The 22,580-nt window shown below is 58.1% G+C and carries 34 protein-coding genes and 1 other RNA gene; 3 read left to right on the forward strand and 32 right to left on the reverse strand.

Going from position 1 to position 22,580, the window contains the following annotated elements; genetic code table 11:
• Positions 1 to 19: 19 nt before the first annotated feature.
• The 13 genes from DLM_RS10575 to DLM_RS10635 form a co-directional block, all read right to left on the reverse strand.
• A complete protein-coding gene (locus DLM_RS10575) occupies positions 20 to 1,078 on the reverse strand; it encodes a phage protease (RefSeq protein WP_089084391.1) in 1,059 nt (352 codons plus the stop codon).
• A gap of 208 nt (positions 1,079 to 1,286) precedes the next feature.
• Positions 1,287 to 1,838 carry a phage virion morphogenesis protein gene (locus tag DLM_RS10580; RefSeq protein WP_089084380.1) on the reverse strand — a complete coding sequence of 184 codons (552 nt, stop codon included), beginning with the start codon at positions 1,836 to 1,838 and terminating at the stop codon, positions 1,287 to 1,289.
• Between the two features lie 110 nt (positions 1,839 to 1,948).
• Complete coding sequence (locus tag DLM_RS10585) at positions 1,949 to 3,244, reverse strand: phage minor head protein (protein ID WP_089084379.1); 1,296 nt, start codon at positions 3,242 to 3,244, stop codon at positions 1,949 to 1,951.
• A complete protein-coding gene (locus DLM_RS10590) occupies positions 3,234 to 4,781 on the reverse strand; it encodes a DUF935 domain-containing protein (protein ID WP_119313231.1) in 1,548 nt (515 codons plus the stop codon). Before DLM_RS10590 ends, DLM_RS10585 begins: the two co-directional genes overlap by 11 nt.
• An 18-nt stretch (positions 4,782 to 4,799) precedes the next feature.
• Positions 4,800 to 6,431 (reverse strand): hypothetical protein, encoded by a 1,632-nt coding sequence (locus DLM_RS10595; protein WP_089084375.1) that lies wholly within the window; start codon positions 6,429 to 6,431, stop codon positions 4,800 to 4,802.
• Positions 6,431 to 7,000 carry a DUF3486 family protein gene (locus DLM_RS10600; RefSeq protein ID WP_089084374.1) on the reverse strand — a complete coding sequence of 190 codons (570 nt, stop codon included), beginning with the start codon at positions 6,998 to 7,000 and terminating at the stop codon, positions 6,431 to 6,433. The genes DLM_RS10595 and DLM_RS10600 overlap by 1 nt, the downstream gene beginning before the upstream one ends.
• 6 nt (positions 7,001 to 7,006) lie before the next feature.
• Positions 7,007 to 7,315, reverse strand: a complete 309-nt coding sequence (locus DLM_RS10605; RefSeq protein WP_089084273.1) for a hypothetical protein — start codon at positions 7,313 to 7,315, stop codon at positions 7,007 to 7,009.
• Complete coding sequence (locus DLM_RS10610; protein WP_089084373.1) at positions 7,312 to 7,740, reverse strand: hypothetical protein; 429 nt, start codon at positions 7,738 to 7,740, stop codon at positions 7,312 to 7,314. Before DLM_RS10610 ends, DLM_RS10605 begins: the two co-directional genes overlap by 4 nt.
• 195 nt (positions 7,741 to 7,935) lie before the next feature.
• A complete protein-coding gene (locus DLM_RS10620) occupies positions 7,936 to 8,136 on the reverse strand; it encodes a hypothetical protein (RefSeq protein WP_089084334.1) in 201 nt (66 codons plus the stop codon).
• Entirely contained in the window at positions 8,136 to 8,294 is a 159-nt protein-coding gene (locus tag DLM_RS23350) for a hypothetical protein (RefSeq protein WP_167467090.1), read from the reverse strand. The genes DLM_RS10620 and DLM_RS23350 overlap by 1 nt, the downstream gene beginning before the upstream one ends.
• Complete coding sequence (locus tag DLM_RS10625; RefSeq protein ID WP_119313232.1) at positions 8,291 to 8,899, reverse strand: hypothetical protein; 609 nt, start codon at positions 8,897 to 8,899, stop codon at positions 8,291 to 8,293. Before DLM_RS10625 ends, DLM_RS23350 begins: the two co-directional genes overlap by 4 nt.
• Positions 8,896 to 9,138 carry a hypothetical protein gene (locus tag DLM_RS10630; protein WP_089084371.1) on the reverse strand — a complete coding sequence of 81 codons (243 nt, stop codon included), beginning with the start codon at positions 9,136 to 9,138 and terminating at the stop codon, positions 8,896 to 8,898. Before DLM_RS10630 ends, DLM_RS10625 begins: the two co-directional genes overlap by 4 nt.
• A gap of 165 nt (positions 9,139 to 9,303) precedes the next feature.
• Positions 9,304 to 9,825, reverse strand: coding sequence for an N-acetylmuramoyl-L-alanine amidase (locus DLM_RS10635; protein WP_089084370.1), 522 nt, complete (start codon positions 9,823 to 9,825; stop codon positions 9,304 to 9,306).
• 179 nt (positions 9,826 to 10,004) lie between these two features.
• Here DLM_RS10635 and DLM_RS10640 point away from each other — a divergent pair, with 179 nt between their 5' ends.
• Positions 10,005 to 10,394 (forward strand): hypothetical protein, encoded by a 390-nt coding sequence (locus DLM_RS10640; RefSeq protein ID WP_089084369.1) that lies wholly within the window; start codon positions 10,005 to 10,007, stop codon positions 10,392 to 10,394.
• Between the two features lie 61 nt (positions 10,395 to 10,455).
• On the opposite strand, the gene DLM_RS10645 is transcribed toward DLM_RS10640, so the two are convergent.
• The 19 genes from DLM_RS10645 to DLM_RS10735 all read right to left on the reverse strand — a co-directional run bounded on the left by DLM_RS10645 (position 10,456) and on the right by DLM_RS10735 (position 20,459).
• Complete coding sequence (locus DLM_RS10645; protein WP_089084368.1) at positions 10,456 to 10,920, reverse strand: hypothetical protein; 465 nt, start codon at positions 10,918 to 10,920, stop codon at positions 10,456 to 10,458.
• 10 nt (positions 10,921 to 10,930) lie between these two features.
• Positions 10,931 to 11,386 (reverse strand): Mor transcription activator family protein, encoded by a 456-nt coding sequence (locus tag DLM_RS10650; protein WP_062785978.1) that lies wholly within the window; start codon positions 11,384 to 11,386, stop codon positions 10,931 to 10,933.
• Positions 11,383 to 11,787 (reverse strand): gp16 family protein, encoded by a 405-nt coding sequence (locus DLM_RS10655; protein ID WP_089084367.1) that lies wholly within the window; start codon positions 11,785 to 11,787, stop codon positions 11,383 to 11,385. The genes DLM_RS10650 and DLM_RS10655 overlap by 4 nt, the downstream gene beginning before the upstream one ends.
• 161 nt (positions 11,788 to 11,948) lie before the next feature.
• Positions 11,949 to 12,230 carry a hypothetical protein gene (locus DLM_RS10660; protein ID WP_089084366.1) on the reverse strand — a complete coding sequence of 94 codons (282 nt, stop codon included), beginning with the start codon at positions 12,228 to 12,230 and terminating at the stop codon, positions 11,949 to 11,951.
• A gap of 17 nt (positions 12,231 to 12,247) precedes the next feature.
• Entirely contained in the window at positions 12,248 to 12,931 is a 684-nt protein-coding gene (locus DLM_RS10665) for a DUF2786 domain-containing protein (protein ID WP_089084365.1), read from the reverse strand.
• A 5-nt stretch (positions 12,932 to 12,936) separates the two neighbouring features.
• Positions 12,937 to 13,001: hammerhead ribozyme type II (locus DLM_RS10670), an RNA gene on the reverse strand.
• A 3-nt stretch (positions 13,002 to 13,004) separates the two neighbouring features.
• Positions 13,005 to 13,280 (reverse strand): HU family DNA-binding protein, encoded by a 276-nt coding sequence (locus DLM_RS10675; protein ID WP_089084364.1) that lies wholly within the window; start codon positions 13,278 to 13,280, stop codon positions 13,005 to 13,007.
• Between the two features lie 82 nt (positions 13,281 to 13,362).
• Positions 13,363 to 13,677, reverse strand: coding sequence for a hypothetical protein (locus DLM_RS10680; RefSeq protein ID WP_145985831.1), 315 nt, complete (start codon positions 13,675 to 13,677; stop codon positions 13,363 to 13,365).
• A 34-nt stretch (positions 13,678 to 13,711) separates the two neighbouring features.
• On the reverse strand, positions 13,712 to 14,335 hold the full coding sequence (locus DLM_RS10685; protein ID WP_119313189.1) for a DUF3164 family protein: 624 nt from the start codon (positions 14,333 to 14,335) through the stop codon (positions 13,712 to 13,714).
• A complete protein-coding gene (locus tag DLM_RS10690; RefSeq protein ID WP_119313233.1) occupies positions 14,335 to 14,712 on the reverse strand; it encodes a hypothetical protein in 378 nt (125 codons plus the stop codon). Before DLM_RS10690 ends, DLM_RS10685 begins: the two co-directional genes overlap by 1 nt.
• A gap of 2 nt (positions 14,713 to 14,714) precedes the next feature.
• Positions 14,715 to 15,116, reverse strand: coding sequence for a helix-turn-helix domain-containing protein (locus DLM_RS10695; protein WP_119313187.1), 402 nt, complete (start codon positions 15,114 to 15,116; stop codon positions 14,715 to 14,717).
• 2 nt (positions 15,117 to 15,118) lie between these two features.
• Positions 15,119 to 15,496 (reverse strand): hypothetical protein, encoded by a 378-nt coding sequence (locus DLM_RS10700; protein ID WP_119313186.1) that lies wholly within the window; start codon positions 15,494 to 15,496, stop codon positions 15,119 to 15,121.
• A 14-nt stretch (positions 15,497 to 15,510) separates the two neighbouring features.
• The gene (locus DLM_RS10705) at positions 15,511 to 15,822 is read right to left on the reverse strand and encodes a hypothetical protein (protein WP_089083773.1); all 312 of its coding nucleotides are present in this window, start codon (positions 15,820 to 15,822) and stop codon (positions 15,511 to 15,513) included.
• A gap of 1 nt (position 15,823) precedes the next feature.
• Positions 15,824 to 16,138: a hypothetical protein gene (locus DLM_RS10710; protein WP_089083772.1), complete on the reverse strand. Its 315-nt coding sequence runs from the start codon at positions 16,136 to 16,138 to the stop codon at positions 15,824 to 15,826.
• A complete protein-coding gene (locus DLM_RS10715; RefSeq protein ID WP_089083771.1) occupies positions 16,128 to 16,760 on the reverse strand; it encodes a hypothetical protein in 633 nt (210 codons plus the stop codon). Before DLM_RS10715 ends, DLM_RS10710 begins: the two co-directional genes overlap by 11 nt.
• 2 nt (positions 16,761 to 16,762) lie before the next feature.
• Entirely contained in the window at positions 16,763 to 17,476 is a 714-nt protein-coding gene (locus tag DLM_RS10720) for an AAA family ATPase (protein WP_231960148.1), read from the reverse strand.
• A 25-nt stretch (positions 17,477 to 17,501) separates the two neighbouring features.
• Positions 17,502 to 19,604: a Mu transposase C-terminal domain-containing protein gene (locus tag DLM_RS10725; protein ID WP_089083770.1), complete on the reverse strand. Its 2,103-nt coding sequence runs from the start codon at positions 19,602 to 19,604 to the stop codon at positions 17,502 to 17,504.
• Between the two features lie 2 nt (positions 19,605 to 19,606).
• Positions 19,607 to 20,080 (reverse strand): hypothetical protein, encoded by a 474-nt coding sequence (locus DLM_RS10730; protein ID WP_089083769.1) that lies wholly within the window; start codon positions 20,078 to 20,080, stop codon positions 19,607 to 19,609.
• Between the two features lie 61 nt (positions 20,081 to 20,141).
• Complete coding sequence (locus DLM_RS10735) at positions 20,142 to 20,459, reverse strand: helix-turn-helix domain-containing protein (RefSeq protein ID WP_089083768.1); 318 nt, start codon at positions 20,457 to 20,459, stop codon at positions 20,142 to 20,144.
• A 253-nt stretch (positions 20,460 to 20,712) separates the two neighbouring features.
• Here DLM_RS10735 and DLM_RS10740 point away from each other — a divergent pair, with 253 nt between their 5' ends.
• Positions 20,713 to 21,381: an XRE family transcriptional regulator gene (locus DLM_RS10740; RefSeq protein WP_420000717.1), complete on the forward strand. Its 669-nt coding sequence runs from the start codon at positions 20,713 to 20,715 to the stop codon at positions 21,379 to 21,381.
• A gap of 459 nt (positions 21,382 to 21,840) precedes the next feature.
• Positions 21,841 to 22,575 (forward strand): substrate-binding periplasmic protein, encoded by a 735-nt coding sequence (locus tag DLM_RS10745; protein ID WP_089083766.1) that lies wholly within the window; start codon positions 21,841 to 21,843, stop codon positions 22,573 to 22,575.
• The last annotated feature ends 5 nt before the right edge of the window (positions 22,576 to 22,580 follow it).

The raw sequence follows: 22,580 nt of genomic DNA on the forward strand, positions 1-22,580 counted from the left end.
GGCCAAGGGCCGTATCGGGTTACTTGGTGCCGGCGCGGGCCTTGGCGTTGGCAATCAGCGGGTTGTCGCCAGCCTGCTGGTTGTCATGCTTGCTATTGGCGGCGCGTGTGGTGGTTTCGGTACCGGGCTGCACCACGACCGGGGCGGATTTCACAAAGTCCTTGAAGGCCTTCATGTCGGTACTGCACATGGCCTGGTAGAAGTTGCGGCTGGCTGGCGTGATCTTGCCGGCAGCAATGGCTTCATCCAGCGCCTTGTCGACTTCGGCGGCAGCAGTGCCGGCTTGCAGCTGCTGCAAGCTATTGGCCACGCGCTCGTATTCGGCCTTGGGTACAAAGCCGGTCATGATGCTGTTGGTTACTGCCTTCAGGTCGGCATCGGCAGCGGCACCGGTAACCTGGCGCAGACTATTCATGGCGGTCTGGGTCGAATTGCTGATGTCCTTCAGCGTCTTGATGGCATTCAAGGCGGCAGACAGTTTGCCGGCTGCATCCATGGCATCGCTGATGCTGATACCAAGCTCCTGCAGCAGCTGGTCAATCGGGTCCATGCGGTTCTCCTGTGAGTTGAGGGCACGTAAAAACAGGTTGGGTTGGTTGGTCAGCCCCACGGCGACCAGGCGGACCACGCGGCCGCTGGCATCAAAATCGAAGACGGGTGACAGGTAGCGCCATTTCTTGGCCGTGATCACCTGAACGGCGTCGGCATTCCATTCAATGCGCGCCCAGGTCTCTCCATCCCGGATTTCCAGCTGCTTGATCCAGCCCGCAGCCTCTGCTTTCTGGCCGGTCTGCAGGCACACCATGCTGAGGTGGTCGTAGTCGACCACCGGATCAATGCCCTTCGCCTGGTTTGCTGCAAAGTCGGCCAGCACGGCGGCGGTGTCGGTATGCCACGGTCCACGGCCATCACGGCCCATGAACGTGCCGGCCGGAATGACCTGGCACCACTCAGACGGCTCACCATTCGACCCCAGCGCCAGGGCGATGGAGAGCGCGATGGCGCAGCTCGCCCGCTGCAGGCCATCAGGCTGCAGGCTGTTGAGTGCACGGATAACGTCTTCGGGAATGAGCTTCATGGGCTGCATTGTGCGCAGCCTGGTGGGGACAAAAACGGGGGAAGGGGTTCGGTAAATGCGCAGATTGACCGGATGCAGCGGGCGGAAGGCTGTCTGAGTTAGGAATTAACACGCGTTAACGGGGGTAGACGGCGTTTTACCCCATTACTACCAACCCTTAGCAGTCTACCTGCACTACGCATGCGCCAAGGGCGGTTTATGGGGAAAGTCAGCTTTGCTGGAAATGGGTGGCCAGTATGTCCAGCAACTTGGCTTCTGCAGGGGCGGCCAGTGTGCCGTCGACATCGACCGGCAAGTACTGGCGCATGGGAATGGTGACTTTGAGTCCCCGGCCCGCCTTGCCACCAAAGTTCTGGATTGCGGCATAGGCGTCCAGGCCATTGCCCCAGGGGCCGAAGCGCAGGCTGTCGCTGGTTGCGTCGTAGCTGAATGCAGCCCGGCGCAGCGTACCGTCCACCTGCAGGATACGTTTGGCAGCCAGCCGCCTGGTGCCTGCAGCACTCAGCTTGCCGTCCTTTTTGAAGTTCTTGCTGCCACCATGGTTACGCAGGTAGTTGGCCAAGGTCAGCTCGGCATTAGGTGCCCAGGGCTGGCCATGCCAGTCCGCCTGGTCGGCAAAGCGCTGGTCCGTCTCGGCCTTAGCCCATTCTGCAAAGTCCAGCAGGGCCGGACGCAGGTTGTGGGCTTGGGCCAACAGTTGACCCAGTGCCTGGCCGACACTGTCGTTGATGACTTGGATTTCAAAGCTGTTGTCACTCATAATGAATATACCGTGCTGGAATACGTGAAATAGCGCTGTACGTATTGCAACCCCGAAAGGGCGTGCACACGCAGGGGGGTGGCGTCCCTGCCGGCACGGTTTCCCTCCTTCTATAGAATCCGCTTGTAAAGCTGTGGATTATCCAAATCCCGCAGGTCCACATAGCCCAGGGTCAGCAACGTGTTTGTCTGCAAGGTATAGCGCTTCCCTGATGCATCCTTGTCCTTGGTCCGGTAGTTCACGTTAATCGCTGCTTTAACATGCCGGCTGCCATCAGCTGCTTGCCAGACTGCCAGATAAACAGGCTCCTCTTTGCCATGATCAATCTGCTGATAAACGCGCTCCGGCTCCCACATGCCGACGACGGTCTGCATTGCATCGTCCAGCGCAATCCGCTTGTCCGCTTTTGCCCCGGTATCGCGCAGCGCATGCTTGACCTCTGCATCGTCGACCGACACCACGGCCGTGGCCAGCGGATCGCCCGTGGCCTGTTCTATCTTGTCGACCAGTTGCGGCGAGAGTGCACCGATGTGGAAGCGTTGCTTTGTCGGCCGGTAGCTGGCCGGGTCCGGGTAGATCTGCTGCACTAGCGGCTGCCAGCGCTCCTGGATGATCTTGTCCAGGGCGTCGATATTGTTGACCGCACTCTGGATAGCATCCGCACCGATCCGGGCCGAGGTCGTCGCGGCCTTGTCCAGCAGCAGCTTGCCGACATAGGCCTGGCCAGGCGCATAGTCCCAGCCGAAGTCGATACCATCCGGCACATAGACCACGCTGCCATCGTCCTGCTCCACCCTGCGTGTCTGAATGACCGGTGCAGTATCCGGGCCGTCCTTACCGTACTTGTCACGCAGCTCTTGCAACGAAACCGCATGCACGGTGCATTGGCAGCCCCAGCCATTGGGCGGGTAGTGAACGTTCCACCAAGGATCGTCAGCGCGCAGGATCAGCCCATTCCATGCCTGGTGCTGCGGCCGGGGGCGCAGTACCGAGTCGGAGTGCACATAGCGCCAGTACGGCCGCACCTTCAGCATGTCCGGGTCGGTCAGTTGCTGGTAGCGGCCTGCGGCATAGCTGGTCTGCAGGTTGGTCTGGTAGATGACACGGGTGCGCCAGTTGCGGCCACCTTTGAAGTCCCAGCCATGCGTGGCCACGATCTGGTCAAAGTCGCGCCGAAAGTCGGCCAGCGTACTGCCACCGGCAATGGCTTTGCCTACTGCCTGCCGCAGATCCTCCAGCAAGTCGCTGGCCATGGCCCCGGCCACCACAAAGGAGCGGTCATGCTGCGCCTTCATGATGTCGGTCCATTGCTCAGTCGGCAGGTTCAGCTTCTGCTGAAAATAGTCCAGCTGCGTCTGCCAGGGCTGCTTGAAGACCGCAGTCAGCGGAGCCGCGCTATCGGCCATTGCTCACCTCGTAGCGACCGGACAGCTCAGCCAGGCTGAAGGCGGTATTCATCACCCGTTGCAGCTCAGTGGTTGGCAGGTCACCAAAGGCACCGGTCAGCCACGCCTGGAAGGACTCCAGATCCGGGGCATCGGCCAGCGCCTGGCGAATCACCTGCAGCATGGCATCCATCGGGTCCGCCGTCTTACTGGTCAGTTGCTCCAGGAGCGGTGCCATCGGGTCAGCAGTCTGACCCGGCTGCTGGGCATTCATCGCACGATAGCGATTCATCGCCTGCTGGGCCGGGGCATCCACCGGTACCAGTATCGCCTCGCCCTGTTTGGGGCGTTCCAGCCCGAAACGGGTATAGGTCGATTCCTGGCTGACTGGCAGACCAGCGCGTACCAGGGTGTCGACGACCCCGGCCAGCGCAGTCAGGTCTTCCGGTTTGTTGATCCGCAGCTTGATAGTCGGATAAGCCGACTGGACGCCCAGATTGAGGTCGACCACCGGCTTGACGTAGTCACGGCTGAGAGTGGCTTCCAGCTGCTGGACGTCGGCCTCCAGGATGTCTTCCCGCACCTCGCTGTGTACCTTGCCCAGGGCATAAGCCCCACCGCCATCTGCACCACCGGTATTAGTCGACAAGGTTTGGCCCAACACGATCTTGCTTGTTTGCTTGTCGAAGTACTCGGTCAGCCGGGCATAGATATCAACCGAGGCCGTCTTGTTGCCGGCGTCGACAAAGTCGATCTCCATGTTCTTGGGGATGGCGGCCGCCGCATCGGTGCCCAGGCTGCGCAGGGCCATCAACAGGGTTTCAATGTCCTGCGGGGTAGCGGATACATCGTACGTGCCCACCCGCAGCGGCTGGCCATATGCCTCGGCAAATGTCACCCAGTCTTTTATTGCGTAATTGCTGAACAGAAACGCCCAGCAGGCCATGCGCGCCAGGCCTCCCCGGATCAGCACGCCCGACTTTGCCTTGACTTTGTGGGTGATGAATTTGTACGGGGCCAGCGCATCGCCATAGATATTGCTGTCCGAGCGCAGGTAGAGCGTTTCCGGCTCATCGCGCCGGATCTGCAACCAGTAGGGCTGTAGGTAGGACAAACCAACAGGCATCCACTGCTTGGCGCTGGTTTCCCAGTCGATCTCATGGACGCTGAAACCCTTGCCGATGGCATCCAGGATATCGAACAGGTTTTCTTTGATCGGTGCCAGTGCCTGCTCCACCAGCTCGGCAGCACGTAGGCTGACGGCATCGTCGCCGGCAGGCTCCACGTACAGCTCCAGGCCAACCAGGGCGCGCTTACGGGTCGACAGTTCCGAGCCGTAATGCAGGTACTTCTCTTCCATGTCCTCAGCCAGGCGCAGATAGGCGCTGGCATCCCCATTCACTGCCTGGCGCAGCATGTTGCCCAGCAGCTCCGGGTCAAGCCCATGGCTGGCCGAGGCAATGATCTGACGCACCCCGGTGGTGGTCGGGGTAGCGATGGTGGTTTTGAGCAGGCCGGTGTTAATCGGCTGGCCGTTGTGATCCACAATTTGCGGCATGTTTTGCACTCCGTTTCGTTACCAGGTGCCGCGCCCGAATCGGGCTGACATGGCCATGCTCCCGCGAGGGATGGACTTGTAGCCCCTGGTGGCCAGCGGCGCAGCATCAATCACACGGGACGCATACACGGCGAGGGCGACTCCGACTGCCACGTCACCGTGGCGCTTGCCCAGGTCAGCGCCGGTAGTGCGGGTGTCCGGAATACGTGGCACCCCTTTGATGATTTGCACGGCGCGCATGTCGGCCAGCACATCCTTGTCCTTCGGCAGCCCGTCCAGGTCGCCATCTTCCAGGGCAGCTTTGACCGGGGGCATGTGTTCGCGGTACCAGCTTTCCGACAGCATCACCTGGTGGATGCGATCCGCCCCGTAGCGCTGCATGGCCACTTCAGCCAGATACTGGCCATTACCCCGCGCATCGAATGCGCCACCGGCAAAGCCCGGCAGGTTATCTAGCAGGTGGAAGGTGATTTGCTCTTGCTGGCGGAAGGGCACATTGCGCATTTCCAGGATGAATGGCACGCGCTTGACCAGGTTCTGCATCTCAATCAGCGGAACGTGAACCGACAAGTCACCGCTACGGGCAAAGTCCTCACCGTCAAAGCTGCGGACGCCCTTGGGCAGCTTGTCCAGCTCCGGTTGCAGCACCGAGTCAATCCAGTCCTGGCAGTGGCTGGCGCGGACATGGTCCGGCTCCAGTTCAAAGCCTGCCGGGCACTCATAGCGCAGCACCGGGGTGTCGGGTGACATGCGCTTTTCAATCAGTAGGCTGGACAGCCAGTTGCCGCCACTATTCTTGGGGACGCAGCCGTACTCTTCGTCGGCCGACTCGGGGTTCGGGGCGTTCTTGTACAGATCGGCACGCCACTTCGCCTCGGCCTCGGCTGACCATTCCTTATTGGTGACGTAGCAGATGCGCTGGTACAGGCCATCGGCAATGGCATCGTCAAGCGTGATCCGGTGGATGCTGTAGTCGCGCTTGCCGGCACGGGCTTCCAGGATCAGCTCATTGAACAGGTTTTCGACCCCGTTATGGGTGCTGATCAGCCGTACCTTGTTGCCCCACATTGTCAGCGCCAACGCCGCCTTCAGCAGCTCCTCGAGGGATTCATGGAATGCCGCTTCATCAATCACAACGTCACCCTGCAGGCCGCGCAGGTTGGACGGACGGCTGGACAGTGCCTGGATTTTGAAACCCGACTTCGGGAAACGGATCATGTAGGAGAGGATTTCCTCCTGCCGGCCCTCATCCCAGAAGGTCTGCTCGTACACGTCGGCGCGGGCCAGCTCATTGAAGGCCGTGGCAAACAGCGCGCAGGCGGCGATGTACTCCAGCGCCATTTCCTTTTTGCTGCCCACATAGAAGGTATTGCAGCCCTGGCGGCGGCGCGGCCGGGCGGCCTTTACCACGTTGCGGCCGGCTTCTGCCCATGTCAGACCGGTACGGCGTGACTTCTCCGCGATCATGATCTGGGACTCGTCCTCAAACCAGCGCTGTTGGTAAGGCAGAAAAACCGGCTGCTCGGCCGGGATGGCCTCGGCAACTTCCTGCGGCACCACAACCCCGGCCAGCTCCAGCTCCTCGGCCAGGTTAATTTTGCGCGGGCTGCCCAGGGCTTTTAACGGGGCTTGCTGTACGGTTTCAGTCATCACTCTTTACCCAGCAGGATGCGGCGGATGCTGCTTTCCATCTGTTCCGACATACCATCCGAGCCACGCAGCTCTTCCAGCTTCTGCTCTTGCTCGGCCAGCAACGCAGCGCGGGCCTTCTGCTCGATGCGGGCCTGCTCTTCCAGGCGGAATTTCTTCTGGTTCACGCTAGCCCGGCTCAAGGTGGCGATGTTCTTGGCCACCTTGGACAAAATGGCTATCCGGTCTTCATTGGAGACATCCTCGTCCCCGGCTTCCTGCAGGTTGACGATGGATTCAAACAGCTCGGTCTGTACCAGGGCGAGTAACGCTTCGGAGCGGGTGTCGGTATCATCCGACGCACCTTGGGTCAGCAGCTTGGCGGCTTCGGTACTGGCACGGATGGCGGCGAAGCGGCGTTCAATCTTCTGGCCATAGCGGTGGATGGCGGACTTGCTGATGCTGAAGCCCCTGTCGCGCAGCAGCTCCTCCAGTGCCTGGTAGCCACTGAAATTGCCATCGACCAGGGACTGGTCCAGCCAGGCACGCACCTCGGCCGGCAGCATGGAAACACTATTGCGTGCAGCCATGTCCGCTCACCAGTACTTTTCGGGGCGGGCGATGCCGGGTTGGCAGTCGATGGTGTACTCGGCAAGGTCGACACCATAGCGGGTGACATCCACCCACCAGCGGCCCGATGGCTCCTTGCGCAGCTTCACCATGGCGCGGTCTTCCAGATAATCCAGCTCCTTACGTACCTCCAGCGGCGATACATCGGGGTAAAGGGACCGCATGGTTTGCTGGATGACGTCTTCGACGACTTCGGTTGGCCGGGCGTTATATGCTGCCAGCACCAGGTACCAGCGCAGGCTCTCACGGCGGATTTTGGCTTCGTCGATATTCATTGCTGCTGTCCTTTCAATTGGACGTTTTCGATTTTGAGGGCGAGGCTATCCAGCTTGGCCTCGATCACGGTCTGGTTGCGTACGTAGTCTTCCCGGCGCACGTACTGCAGCGGCAGCTCGGCCTGGAAGCGCAGGAAGTCTTTTTCGATGCGCTGCCAACCGTCGGCCTCGCGCCGGTTCTGTTCCATCAGCTCGGCAAAGCGGGTGTCCCAGTGTTTGCTGGCATCTTTGTTTGCTTCATCAATCGCCTGGAACCGCTGATCCAGACGCAGCTCTGCTGCCTTGTTAGCGGCATCAATGGTCTGGAAGCGCTGGTCAAGGCGCTTTTCAATCTCGCCCAGCAATAGCTTGCCGAAGGTAAACACCACGCCAAGGAAGCCCAGCAGCAGGCCGACCAGGTACCAAAATTCAACAGTGACCGTCACCGGTTTCCCCCATTTCGGCGCTCAACGGCGCTCTGACAACGTGTACAGCGCAGGCCGGGTGCCGCGACCTGACGTTCTTTCGGAATTTCGACCCCGCAATCAATGCAATGCGTGGCTGGCGGACCATGCGGGACCAGTGCCTGGCGTGCAGCAATGTGGCCTTCGCGCTCGTCCAGCTCCTGCTTCTGGGCACGATCAAACGGATCCATCAAAGGCCCCCATCGCCCGGTCTGCCCAGTACAGTGCTTCGGACAGCCGTTTTGCAGCCTCTTTTGCACACTCCGCATCACCACCAAGGCGGGCAATCTGGCCGACGACAGCCGCCAGCGCTGCGCCCTTGATTTCCAGGGACTCCATCAACTGGCCTTGCTCGTTTTGAATTGTCAGGTCGGTCATTACTCACCCCACGCGTCAAACCAAGCCTGCTCAACGGACTTTCCGGCTTCATAGTCCTCACGCCAGGCATCCACATCAGCCGCGCTACCGCCTTTTTTCCGGGCATAAGCCTTCAGCGCCTCATACCAGTCGTGAAAATTGCTGTTTTCTTTATTCATGGCGCGTCCTTGGTATGTAGGGTGATGAAGGCATCCAGCTGCTGCTCCAGCTTCTGGCACCACTGGCCGTAATCCGCCGAGTGCGTCAGGAGGTCTGTGGGTGATAGCCCGGCTCCGGCGCTGCCGGCTTGATCGGCTTTTGCAGCATCTCCGGGGTTGGCTGCGGGCAGACCCGGATCACCACTGGAGAGGGGGTAGCCGAGGTTTTGGGCGTAGAGACGCAGCCCTGCAGGGCCAATACCAGTCCAGCGAGGGCCATCAGCTTGTACGACATGGGGAATCTCCTGTTTCAGTTGCTGCTGGGTACGGACCAGTTGGGCGCGGGTCTCCAGCAGAGCTGCACCGACCTGGTTGGCCTGCTGTTCCAGCGTCTGCTTGTCACGCAGGGCTGTAGCCAGCTCAGCGGCCCACTGGTCTTTGAACTTACCCAGCTGCTTTTCGTAGTCAGCAACCAGGTTGCTGCGGATGGTTTCATCTGCCTTGTGCTGGGCAGTGGCACCCGATTCGACGCCGTGCTGATGCACCTGGTAGGTGATGAATGCCAGGCCGGCCCCGATGGCGACAGCCTTTACCCAGGTCGGGATAAGCGGGATGGACAGGTTCATGGCGCGTCTCCTGCTGCCGGAGTGGGCAAGGCATCACGGGCAATGGCGGCCCGCTTGCTGGCCTGGGCATGGGTTACCCATGCGGCCAGATAAAGCCCATACAGCCATTCCGTGGCGCGGCCATGCACCACCTCCCAGACCAGGGCAAAAGTGGTGGCCACCAGGGCGACTGCGATGCAGAGCTTGCTCTGCGACAGGCGCTGGGTAACCGGGTTGGTGAGGATGTCAGCGAGTTGCACGACGGCGGTTCCTTCGCTTTGCTGCTGCACGCTTGGCCTGGGCCACACCACTATGGCCACGATGGCCTACCGGGGCGGACTGGCTACCAGCCACCCGCCACCGGGATAACGGGAGATGGTGGGCTGCCAGGGCATGCAACAACAGGTAAATGAGCGGCCGGTGCATCAGCTGGCCAGGGTATTTGTGGGCTGTGGCTTCATGCCGGCAGCCAGCCAGGCGGCAACGGTGAAGCCGGGGCAAGTCTTGGTCCATTCGCGGGGTTCCACCGTGCCGTCACCATTCTTGTCTGGGGACAAATCACGGTGACCAACCACCGGCACGCCCGGATACTTGGCCAGCAGAGCCTTCACCAGGCTGGCCAGCGCACCCCATTGCGCGGTGCTGTACTGATCCGTGCCCACCATGCAGATGCCGATGGAGTTGGCATTGTGGCCAGCCACATGCGCGCCGATTTCATCCAGGGCGCGGGCGGCGGCCTTGGTACCGTCGACGTCCAGGACAAAGTGGTAGCCGATGGCCTTGAGGTCGGGGTTGTAAGCGGCAATAGCGGCCGGCTGGCGGTGAAAGCCGCGCTGGGCATGCCACTGGTCAATGACGGCTGCAGCCGATTTAGACGCGGAGCCGAGTACCTTGCCGTTGGGGCTGGCGGCGCAGTGGATGACAATTAGGTTGATGGTGCGGGACACGATATTTCCTCATGCGAGACATGAGGCAAATCGTAGGGAAAATCAGGAGGTGGGCAGATTGGGAAGGGGTTCGGTAATTGCTGACTTATGGGTACTGCCAGCATGATCTCGGCACTATCGCACTCAATGCCATGTGACTAAAATGCAAACGGCTTTGCACCTAACCATACGAGATAAAAATGCGCCTATTCGTTTCGGCTTTACTCGGCTTGTTTCTTGCTGGGTGTGCGTCTGTCGACTTCCAGCCTTATGAGGGGAAAACCTCAATCTATGAGGGGCATGGTGGTACAAAAGTCACCGTCAATGGAGTCGACTTTTGGGCTAATGGTTCGCCACCACAGAAGTACAGGCTGATTGGTATCGTCGTGAGTGAAATCGGCAGCGGTGTTGGTGATGAATCCATGATCCGAAGTGCCGTCGCGAAGGAGGTGAAAGAGCGGGGTGGGGATGCCGCAATTGAAGTAGGTAACAGCGAATCCATGACAGGTGTGGTTCAAACTTCACCCAGTTTGTACATGACAGCAGGTGTCCGTCGGATGAAGTTTGGGGTAGTCAAATACATCCCATAACACCTAAATGCCTGCCCCAATAGAAAAGCCCCGCTTATGCGGGGCTTTTAAGTGTCGGGTATTACTTTTGTAAATCTTCCAGCCGTTTCTTCATTACTATCGCGCAAGCCTCTGCAGATGTCTGGTATTCGGATATTTGAGATGTTGCAACCGAAGTTTGTGCATCTGACTTTATATCGTCGTGCGCCATAAAAGACAGAAAGCCATCCTTCATGTTCTCAATTGATTGGCGAAGGGTCACCTGAACTCCCATCGCACAACCACTGCTATGCATTTCTGCAACGACCTTCAGAGTGTCCTGCATCCTGGCGACGACAGGAGATAGTTGTACTCTTGGTGTTGCAGAGGCAAGTCTCGATTGCTCGATAAAGTCTTTGTAGGGCTGCTCCAGACTCTTCAGTTCTGCGAGTACTTGCTCAGCCTCTTCGATGTTCTTTTGTTTTTCCTGGTGTTTCTTGTAAGCATGACCACCAAAGCCGATCACAAGCACTGCAATTACCAACACCGATATCGAACCCATTTTCATGACAACTCTCCTAGAACAGACTGCCCTGTGCAGTCGCAGGTAGCAGGTCATCTGCTTTGGCTAGAATTTCTTCAATCCTGCGGTCACACAGCTTGTATTTCGGCACCAGCACATTATTGACAGTGGCATTATGCCCCAACTCACCGCACGACATGTCATAGTCAGCGCGGATACTGGCATCACGCAGGGCACGCAGTGCTGCAGCGCACTTCGGCACATACAGCCTGGTATTGCCATATCGCTTGACCAGCTTGGTCGCTGCATCGACGCCTACCGCTTCAGCCAGTGCTGCAAAATATTGTCCCTCCTGCCTGGCGGTTTTCGGGATCGGGAAGTGTGTGCCACCGTAGGCATCTACCAGCTTCAGTGTGGTGGCCAGCGTTAGCATATCAACGAGCTGGCGGGCATTTTCTGGTAACAGGTGTGCAGCACGGGCCATTGCCATTTCGTGGTCACTGCGGTTCATACGGGCCTCCCATTCCGGCGTGCATCATAGACAAGGGCGACCATCACCCCCTGCAGCTGTTCGTAATCCAGCCATTCCAGTTTTTCGACCTTGTACATACGCTTGGCCATTGCATGTGCGTACTCCCAGGGCCGGCCAGCGGTTGCCAGTTGGGCCTCAACCTTTGCAATCAGGGTTTCGCGGGTGTCCTTCGGCTGCGGACGGCGGCCATGCTTTTGCACAAAGCCCAGGCGCTTCATTTCGGCCAGCACGTCATCCAGCTGCTGCAGGGTCAGCTTGGTGCTGCTGGTTTTGCCATCAGCCAGGCGTGCCAGCATGGCGCGGTAGCTGTCGTCAGCCATCTGCAGCTGCTGCTGGGCGATCTTGATCTTTGCGATCATCGCCTTGCGTCTGTCGGTCATTGTTCTTCTCCTGGTCAAACTCAATGCACGCGTGACCGGCCATGCCGGCTTTATCAGAGGACGGCACCCCAGTGAGTTGATCGGGGCTGGCCGGTCACGGCTGCATTGAGGGTTAAAACACGTTGCGGAGCCTGTGTTAACAGGCTCGACACCGGGTTCTATCAGCGCCCGATGAAGGCGCGGCCTTCTTTGTCTGGCAAGTCCATCGCGATACGGAGGATGTTTTCTCTGCTCCACCAGCACCGCATATTCGGCAGTACTGTTCTGGCGTCTTGGGCAATGGCGACTCGTCCAACAACTTCGCGGTAGAGGGGCAGCAATTCCGACTGGTCACAGGAGACATCAATCAGCTGGCGCATCTGGGTAAAGCACTGGAATGCGTCCAGCTCACCCATTGCGACTTTTTGTTCGATTTCATTGATACGGTCTTGTAGCTTGCCCATGTCGTTTCTTTCGGCGGTTACTGACCAATGGCCAACGGTTTGTTGTCGACGCCATGATTCAGCGTTGCCTTGCGTCCAGCATTCCAGCCAGCTGCTCGTGCATTCACATCACCATCGCGAAGACTCTTTCCCGCTTGGCGATCCCTGGGAACCAAGGTGCCAAGGTCCGGGTATTCCTTGGCCATGTAGACCTCCAGTGCTTCTTCGTTGGCTTGCGTGCCTGCAAAGGCCTCAATCTGGCGACGAACGCCAGCCACCCAGGCTTCGCAGAACAGATCGGCGCGGCGAGTCCGACTAGCCGGAACAAGGCGTTTACAGTGGGTCTGCTGGTACTCACTGCGGGCTTTGCGCAGCTGGCGCATCAGCACGGTGTAGGCATAAGTGGCTATCTCTGCTGCCGGGCCGCAGCCGATAAACGTCCAGTAGCCTGCTTTCAATTCCTGGACAAAAATCTTGCGGCAGCCAAAGGCGGTGGCCACCGTGGTGGACAGCTGGCTTTCCCACTTCACAGGCTTGGTTTTGGCACCTGCTTTAACCTTGGCCTCGCTTACCTCGGCCATCAGGATGTCGCCATCCTCCACCCCATACTTGCGCATCAGCGCTTGAGCCTGGCGAAGGGCTGCAGCGGCTTCATGCTCATTGGCGCTTTTGGCCAGGGCTAGGCACTTCCTGATTTTTTCGATTGCTGTTTGTTTATCCATGTTTTCCTCGGCTGCTCATCAGTACCAAGCCACCACGCCTGGCAGACCGCCCTTGCGGGCGGTTTCGCACGGATTAGCCTGCTGCGGCCTCTTTCAGACGCTTGGCCGGGGAGAACTTCGCAGCACGCTTGGCAGCGATCTGGATGGTTTCACCGGTCTTGGGATTGCGGCCGGCCTTGGCGGCACGCTCCACACTGCCGAACTTGCCCAAGTCAGTGATTTGCAGCTCACCACCGGCACGGACGGTGTCCAGGATGGTGGTGGTCAGGCTGTTGATCACGGCTTCGGCCTGCTTGGCAGTCACTTCAGCGTGTTCGGCTACGTGTTTGATCAGCTCTTGCTTGTTCATGCTTTTCTCCTTGGTACTGCGTTGTAAAAACTACTTGAAAGGGATGTTTCCGGTTCTGAGGTTGCGGATCAGAAGCCGCCAATTACTGACGCTTGGCGGCATCCGTCTTTCCAACATCGTCCTTGTCCTGATCCGCGATAAACTCATAGATCGCGTTGTAGGCGAGAACCATTCCATTCCGTTCACTGTGTGCTCGCGCTGGCAGATCTCCGGTGCGAATCAGAGCATTTACCTTGTTTAGGATTGCCATCCGGTCTGCAGAAATCGCCTTTGCCTTCAGCAATTCCGCATGGTCAACCATGGCCTCTAATTGACGTGCCAACGGGGCTAACTCCTGGTGGACCTCTTCGTAGTACTTCAGCAATGCTGCTTGGCTCGTTCCGGGATGCTTCTGCATTACCCGTTCAATAAGGCTGTCTACTCGGCCCATCTCACACCCCAGCCATATCCAGCGGAATCGGCTGGTACTGGTCGGTATCGCCAATCCGCTCGTACACGCGGATGTAGGACTTGGAACACTGCACCCGTACCGAGTCGCTGAGGGCATTCATGGCCCGCTGCCACTTCTCGTCCTGGATTTCCAGGCGGCGCAGGCTGAGGATGCGCCCGGTGGAAATCTTTCCCTCTTTGTCCACGTTGAACGCATCGCTAATCAGGGTGCGGATCTCACTGCGGGCACCTTCAGTCCACTCATGCACGCACTCGTCGATCAGGGCTTTGGCGGCCTGCAGGCCTTCGTCAAAGGTGAGCGTGTCGCTGACTGCACGCTTGATCATGTAGTGGCCATCAAAGGTGGCCAGGGTGGTATTGCCCTTTGCCCCACCGATCTTTGCCCCGTACCGCTCAGCAGAAAGCTCAATGAAGGCCTGGATATCCGCAAAAACGCCGGACTTGAAGTCAGCCAGCATCTTGTTCACAGCCAGTGCTTTCTGGACGATTTCGACAACCAGGGCATCACGGGTCAGGTCGATCTCCTTGATTGATTCGACCGGTACCAAACGGCCCTTGGCATCCTTGCGGTAGCCGTTCGGGGTGTTTTGCGTTGCGTTTTGCATTACCTGCTCCTCATTCCAACAATCTGTTTAACTTTCGCCAGCTGCAGCCGGTTTCGCTCCAGCCATTCCGGTGTTAGCCGGGGTTCTTCCTTTGCGTCCCAAAACCGGCTGGTTCTTGCCGGTGGCTCTGGGCCGGGCAGAACCGGATCAGGGGCTGTCGGCGCTGGGAGCGCTATTTCCTGCTCCTGGACTGGCTCTGTCTCCGGTGGAGTGGCTACTGGCTGAGCTGCCGCCGTATAGGCTGCCAACTCGTCCAGGTAGTCATCCCACACAATCCGCTTTGCCCTTGCCCGGTCATGCCCCATGCTCACCAGCAGATCAACCTCTGCCCGCAGCTTGGCTTTGGTGGATTCATCCAACTCGACCTGCTTAGTCATTGCTACTGCAAGGCCTCTGCTGTCTCCTGATGGCCAGCGATCAGGTTAGAAACCGACTGAGCCAGTTCGGTCAGATCAACAGCACCATTGCCAAGGTGAATCAGCAGATCACGGCAGCGATTAGCGTTTTGCAGCAGCAGCTTGCTATCCAGCGTGCCAGCCAGAATGGCGCGAATCAGGTCGGCGTTTTCCGGGGTGATCAGGGCGGTATCAATGCCGAGTTCATGGCGGAGACGCACCAGCTCGTCTACCTGGACCGGAGCCTGGCGGCCACTTTCGTAGCGGGAGCCACCCGACTGGGTCACGTTGACAGCCCCCCAGAACTGAGCCTGATTCATGCCCATTGCACGGCGCATGGCGCGATAGTCACGGTTTGCATTGGTCTCAGTGGTTTGGTTTTTCATGGCTACTGCCCCTCATTCAATTTGTTGATAAAGCCCTGCAGATCATTCAGGTTGGAGAATCCGAGGCGGATCGGACCTCCGGTAACATCCAACTGCACATGTCCAGCGATAGGAATACGAGTCATTGGGAGCGGGAGCGGCTTGGGTGGTGCCTTCTCTACCGGGGCAGCTCGTTTTTTCTGCGCAGGCTTGGTCTGTACCTTGACGATCCAGACGGAATCACGGCCAACCATACGTTTCCCCACCTGGCCAGCGATCTCCATCTGAAACAGCGCCGCCCCAACGTCTGCAGCAGGTTGGCCGGTTGCTTTGGCTACCTCTTTGGCTGACATACCGAAGCGACTCCCTTGCAGTACGTTCAAAATCTGTTGCGTATTCATGGTTTTGCTCCTGGTCAGTTAGCGTTTTCGGTCCACACCACGCGGCAGCCATCCAGGCAGAATTGGCCTTCGCGATAGCGGCCAATCTCACCCAGGCCAAAGCCGTAGTAAGCAGCCTGGCCCGACTCAATCAACTGGGCGCAGCGGGCACTGGTCTGGATCTGGACGGTGGGGCGCGACGGAGTGCTCATGTCGATGCCGACCACGGCAAAGCCGCGACGGCCCAGCTCCTGAATCACCACTTCCACTTTTTTCACGGCCTGCAGCATCAGGGCATTGATGGGCAGGAATGCAGGCACTGGGCGCTGCGGGGCGGCGGTTTGCATATCACTCTCCTTTGCTGCAGTTTTTGCACTTGCGGCAGGTCCGCCAGTGCGTCAGTTTCAACGGGTGGTGTGTCGGGGCACGGCTGCTGCTGAAAGCGCGGCAATCAGCCATGGTCATTTCCTGGCCATTGAATGGGCAGGTCACCGTGGCCAGAACAGCCAGCACCTGCGTGGCGACCGCATCGGTCTTCCCTGCATATTTGCCAGCTAAAACAAGGCTGACAGTGGTGCGGGAGTACCCCAGTTCAGCAGCAACCGGCTTCTGACCACGCTGGGCTACGGCAGTACGCAATATTTCCAGCCAATCAGTGGTCATAATCTGGCTCCTCTTGCCAAACGACCTGGCCCAAATTGGGGTCATAGACTGACTTGGTACGCTGGATCATCGGAGGGCGAGGCCCGCTGTTTCGGGCTGGATTAAAGCGGTACCGGGTAGGAATTCCACCAGCACCCTTGCCATGCCCTTTATCGATTTCAATCAAATAACCAGCGGTAGCCAGGTGCTTCAGATAGGTCCGGGCCGTACCTGGTGCGACTGAAACTTCAGTGGTGCTGGCCAGTGCCGCGAGTTCGTGAAAATTGAAGTCGCGTACCATCCGCATGGTTCGCCACATCGCCTCATTGACTAGCCCTTGAATAACCGGCTTTCCCTCTGCGGTCAGGCGCGGCGCTTCCAGGCCGTTATCCTTGACCAGGGCAAATTGCTTTGCCTCTGCCAGCTTTACGGTCACATTGCACTGCTGGATAAATCCGCCGCGTTCGAGTGCTTGCACATACGTCCTCACTGTCGCCAGATCGACCTTCGCAGCGCGGGATATGTCTGCCAGATAGAAGCCATCACGATTGGCCCGGATGGCTTCCCAAACTCTCTGACGCCCCCCCTTACCCCCCACCATTTCTAGGTGGGCACCGCGACGTTTTTGCTTTGTCGCTGCCATCGTTAAACCCTTCTCGGTGCATCGCCGGTATAGAGCGGCTGGGTACCCCATGTCGCCCGGTCAATTGCGTCCAGACCATTCAACATGGCGTGCTCTTGGATGTTCACCAGGTTGACGCAAAGCCGACGAACAGAACCGTGAGCAAGGTCGACCACATACGCCAGCAAGTCATCAGCAATGGCGATATCCGGGCTGTAGATATCTTTCAACTTCAGGGCATCGCTCATGGTTACCGGCTGCGCAGGCACCCAAGCCAGCACCCGACCATGAAACCGCTCAAATTTCTTCAGCTTGCTGGGTAGCATTTCTTCCCCCACCAGCATCAGCGGAGCCTGGCTGCCTTCGTAGATATCGCGCAGTAACTCCACCATGCCGGGGCGGGAGGCCGCATGGTCGGCCTCATCAAGAATCAGCGGACGCTGGCTGGTCGACATCTGTTCGCAGATCAGATCCAGATTGGCTGACACAGTGGCAGCAGGTCGCATGCCCATTTCAAAGGCGATTTTTTCCAGCAGGGCTTTTTTGCCCCAGGCGCTGCGCATCTGGACGTAGTAGGCGCGGGTCTCGTTGGCTACAGCGACGATGGTGGTGGTCTTGCCGTAACCACTAGGGCCGTAGTAAACGCCCAGGCCGGGTAGGCCGTCTTGGCGGTTGATCAGCTTGCTCATGGCGATGCTGACAAGATCAAGGTTGGCAATCGGTGCAATGCGATTCACGTTTAGGCTCCTGTTTTTTGTGGTCTCAGCGCTGGCTGAGGGTTCGGTATTCGTTGGTACGGACGTATTTGTTCAGTAGCCAGTCCAGTTCACGTTCGCCCAGCGGTTCGCCACGCTGGTGACGGTCGCGCAGGGTGCAGAAGTAGCGGTACCGGGCATCCGGAGTATCCGGCAGGCTAAGGACATTGCTGGGTGCGGGGGTCGGTTCAACATCAATCACCCGCAGACTAGGTGTCTCAGCGGTCTGTGGCTGACGCTTGGCACGGGCAAGCGCAGCGGCTTCTGCCAGTTGCTCACGAGTGCCGCTGATCAGCCCTGGGATAACAATTTCCTGCTGGGCCTCAATGACCGGTTGGCCGCGTCGTTCGGCTTGCACCTCTTCCAGATGCACCTGCAGGCGGTTCGCTCTGCCAGCTGCGCGTTTCTCTCTGGCCTGCTCAATCACCGATACAGGGAAGAAGCTGCGAACGTTGGCATTCCATTCCGCTGTGCAAATAAGCCTGCCATCGTCGGCATACACCCAGACCCGGCTGGCATCGTTCACGTCGTAGCCGATACGCAAGCGCTCGCCGTGGAACTCTTCCAGAGTCCGGCTGAAATAGCGGTTACCGAACAGAGAGATTTCACAGCGGCTGATGGTCCGCTCGACTTGTGGTCGAAACAGATAGGCTTCCTCGCCTGGCTGCAAGCGGGTTGGCTCCCATCCCATGGCAACAAATTCGGCCAGCTTCATGTCCGGGCTGATGCCATTTAGGCCGCGATGCGGGCGGGCGTTGTAATCGGCAATCCGCTGGTTGATGAAGGCAATGAAGTTCGGCCAACTGATCAGATTCACGCTGCCACCATCCTTGATGGCCTTGCGGGTCAGCTTGAACTGGCTCAACTTCGCCTCGCGGTCCATGTCGGCACCGATATAGCTCTGCAGCTCACGGGCGGCGCGAACGAATACCGACTGGTGCAGCCGCTCAACAGCACCCTTAGCCTGCGAGTTGTAAGGGCGGGCAAAGCGCATGTCGGCCCCAAGTCGCCCCATCACGCCAGTCGACTCATTGCGCAGCATGTCGTTTTTGTAGCCGGAGCCATTGTCGACATAGAAGATCGCCATCACGCCCTCACGGGTCACCGCATGGGTGATGGCATCCAGCACAGCAAGTCCAGACTCAGCCAGGCCAACGCTCCAGCCGATGATGCGGCGGGTGGCCACGTCGATGATGGCTGTGATTTCCGGGCGGAATGGCCTGCCATGCAGCGGATGCTGTACCTCGGCGTCGAAGGTATGGCCGTCCGCTGTCCACACGTCATTCGGCAGCAGATCGGAAATATCACGGCGGACAAAGGGCTTGATGTTCTTCATCTCACGCGGGCCGATACGACCAGTTTCCCGCGAGACCGTGCCCAACTTGCCGATGAAGCGGCGCACCTGGTGAATTGATGGCAGCATTTCCGGGCTATCAGTCCAATCCCGTGCAAATTGCTCATAGGCATGGGATACGCTCGGTTTGGAAGGCACTTGCCAGTAATCCAGGAAAGACTTGGCCCAGGCCGGAATTTCCAACACGGCGCTAACCGCAGTTTTCGGGGCAAGCTGCCCTTGTTTTTCAAGTGCGCGCCAGCCTTTGATGCTGCGTACAGATGGGTATGGGCTATCGCCCTTACGGCCACGGCCATCATGGGCAGCACGTAGCATCCGCTCCAGGTGAGGGTCCAGGGTGCCGGCCTTCGCCTGGGTCAGCATGGTGTGAATAGCCGCTTCACGGGTAACACCGCAGCCAGCCATCAGGCGCTCAATGGCAACCAGTACACCCTTGCGGGCACCTTCAACAGTTTGCTGACGGCTAGTCAGTGCCAGCTCCATCTGCTGCGCCTTCATCGGCAAAACAGGTACAGACACAGCGGGGGCGGCAATCATTGACGTCACCAGGCGGTCCTTGATGGCGCGAACAGCGGCGTCAGGAAGGCTGGAGAGGGCGTATTCATAGCCACCGCCACGGCCCTGGCGCTTTTTTGACTCCCATTGTTCAGTCTTGGCCCGGATACCAATCCCCTGGATTGTTCCTGGCAAGCTGGGCAGTTTCATTTCGGCCAGCTCTGCAGCACTGTAGTGAGTTTTGAGTTCAGCCTGGGTCATGCTTAGTCCCCAAACAATTCAAGTTCCGGCTGGCCTGTTTTGATAACGTTCTCTCGGTGGTATGCCACTTGCGAAAGAACGTCATTCAACACTCCAAGGGTTTCTGACAGTTCAGACTGTCCTCGGTAAAACTGTTCAAGAAGCATCACGGCCTTGCCAAAGTTGGCTTGCATTTCCCCCAGATCGCCAGCCTTGGCTTTTTTTCCAGTCGGGATGCTCACAACCAACTTTCCGCATGCAATAGCCAGGTACTCAATGACATGGGCAGAGCCGCACAGTACTGAGAACTGCAACAAACGGCTGGCCGGCATTTCGCAGTCTGACACCCAGCGGGCATAGGTTGAGCGGTTGGTACTCATCAGCTCTTCCATCTGCTTGCGCGGGCGGCGGTGTGCTTTCAGAGCATTTGCTTCATCAAGATCGAAAGCCTCAGCAAGGCTTGTGGGGCTGCGGGATTTTCCGCCTTGGTTTCTCATTGCATCACTCCTAGCTCAGAGAATCTGATTTGTGGCCATTTGGCCTGTTCATCCCTACCATTCACTCAACAGCAACAGCCGATCGTGATGCTGTGGGGGTATTTGTGGATGAAGGAGGAATGGTTGGAAAAACTGGCTTAAAATGGCGCTTTGCGTAGCGGCTCGGCCAGATGGTCTCTGGTTCAACTCCGATGGCAGCAGCAATGATTTTTTCTGCCTTCGGCCACGGTCTATCCAGCGCATTGTTTAATGCGCTAGGGCTCAATTGAGCTTGGACGGACAACTTGCGAAGAGACCATCCAGCCTTACGAACGGCCGCCACAATATCCGCCCGGTGCCAATCCTCGGCGGGTTTTTTTTGGGTTGTGGATGTGCTCATTTCTTAATCTCTTGCGGTGATTAGGTGAGCACATGATACCTGAAAATGAACACTTAACAACCGTTTTCAACTTGTTTTCAGGTTTTTGTGTGTGCGGAATCAGACACCGAACAAGAAAACTATTAATTTTCAGGCGCTTGCAATGAACTCTAAAACAGGTACTGATGGTCAGATGTTGCTTTCAGGTTCCCCTGAACAACCTGAAAGTAACCGGTCCGCTCTCGGGAGCCGAATTAGAGAGGCTAGAGAGGCTATGGGAGTGCCTAGAATTGAGGCTGCCAATGTCGTTGGTGTCTCACTATCAACTTTTCAGGCATGGGAAGCGGGCGAGAGAGAGCCCGATGCGACAAAGATCTCGATTTATGCCAAGAAATATGGCCTTGCGGCGGATTGGCTACTGTTTGGTGAAGGAGAAATGCGCAAAGGTGCTACCGACAAGGTGACTCCATCGCTGGGCTCTAAATGTCCATGCCACGACACGTTGGGCAATCCTGTGGATCTGGAGGAGTTTGTCTTTATCCCTCGTTATGACCTCAAGGCTGCTGCAGGTCATGGGGCTGCTGTCGCCGGCGAAAAGCCCATTTTCTCTATGTCTTTCCGGCGCTACTGGATAGATAACTATCTAAGGATTGATCCCAACAACTTGTCAGTCCTTTCCGTAAAGGGTGACTCAATGGAAGGGGTACTGAATGATAGAGATGTCATTCTGGTGAATCATGCGGACACATCACCTGGGGCAGGGCTGTATGTACTGCGTATTGAGGGGGACTTGCTTGTTAAGCGTGTGCAGAAGCTACCAGGTGGGAAACTGGAAATTATGAGCGCTAACGAGGCTTACAGGCCCTTTGAGATTGACCCATCTAATCCTGGCGGTGATTTTGCAGTCGTTGGCCGAGTGGTCTGGTTTGGCCGTCAGCTATGACACTGTTCCTTGCAGTGCAAATAACTTGCTAAAAGTGCCACATCTGGCCTTTCCTGAGCGGACCATTCGCAAAATTTAAACGGTGGTCACCCTGGAGCGGCTAGATGGCTGAAACGCTTGCCTGGCGCGGCTGATCCCGTTTCATCCCATCTAGTCCCGCTGATTTCTCCCTGTGCAATTAACCTCACCACACCACAGCCGGCTGCCCATGCCGAGATGGACGGCAGCATGGGCGGCCAGTCACGCGGCAAGGCTGCCGCAGCCCGGCGCGACATGCCAGCCGGAGGATGAGCCGGGCTGCGGCCCTACCCTGCCCAGAACCTCAAGCCAGCGGTAATGCCGTGAAAACCGGAAAAACACTTAAGAGATGCCATGCGGGCGATTTATTTGCACAAATTCGGTAACTAACGCTTATAAATAAGGGCAAAGAAAATACCTCCGCAAAGGAGCCAGCCCTTCATGGCCGCCCTGCCACACAGACTGCTGCCCGGACTATTGCTGACCGCATGCCTGGCGCAAGCCGCAGAATCCAGCAGAGTCATCGATCTTGAATGTGATTACCTGCCCAATATCTGCAATCGTCCGGGCGAATCCAGTCCGGGCATGATGATTGAAATTGGTAGCGAGGCCATACGCCGTGCAGGTTTCATGCCTCGCACCAAGATTCGCCCGTGGAATCGCGCCATGCGTGAAGTCATCGATCGCCCCAATGCAGTCATCATTTATTTTGCCCGCACGCCGGAGCGCGAAGCCTTGTTCCGCTGGATAGCCATCACCAATACCACCGACTTCAGGTTCTTTAGCAAAGATGGCAGCGCGCCATGCAATACCTTGCAGCAGGCGCTGGCGGCGGGATTAATCGGGGTGCGTAGCGGCTCCAGCGCGCTCAGTTGGCTGGCACAACAAGGCATAGACAGTCGGCGGCTGGAGCAAAGCCAGCTTCCCGAAATGGCCAAGATGCTCAAAGCGGGCCGCATCGGCAGCTTTCTGGGCGCATCCATCACCTTCAGGTCCATATACCAGCAGGAGACTGGCACCCTGCCGGTGGAGGGCAAGGTGGTTTACAGCAGCCAAAGCTGGATGGCCTCCGGCCCACGCTTTCCGGCGGACACGGCAGCCCGCATTGCGGCAGCCCTCAACCGCATGAAACAGGAAGGTTTTGTCGATCAGGTGATGCACAAATACGGCCGATGAGGCGG

The sequence above is a fragment of the Aquitalea magnusonii genome (assembly GCF_002217795.2).
GTDB classification, from domain to species: domain Bacteria; phylum Pseudomonadota; class Gammaproteobacteria; order Burkholderiales; family Chromobacteriaceae; genus Aquitalea; species Aquitalea magnusonii_B.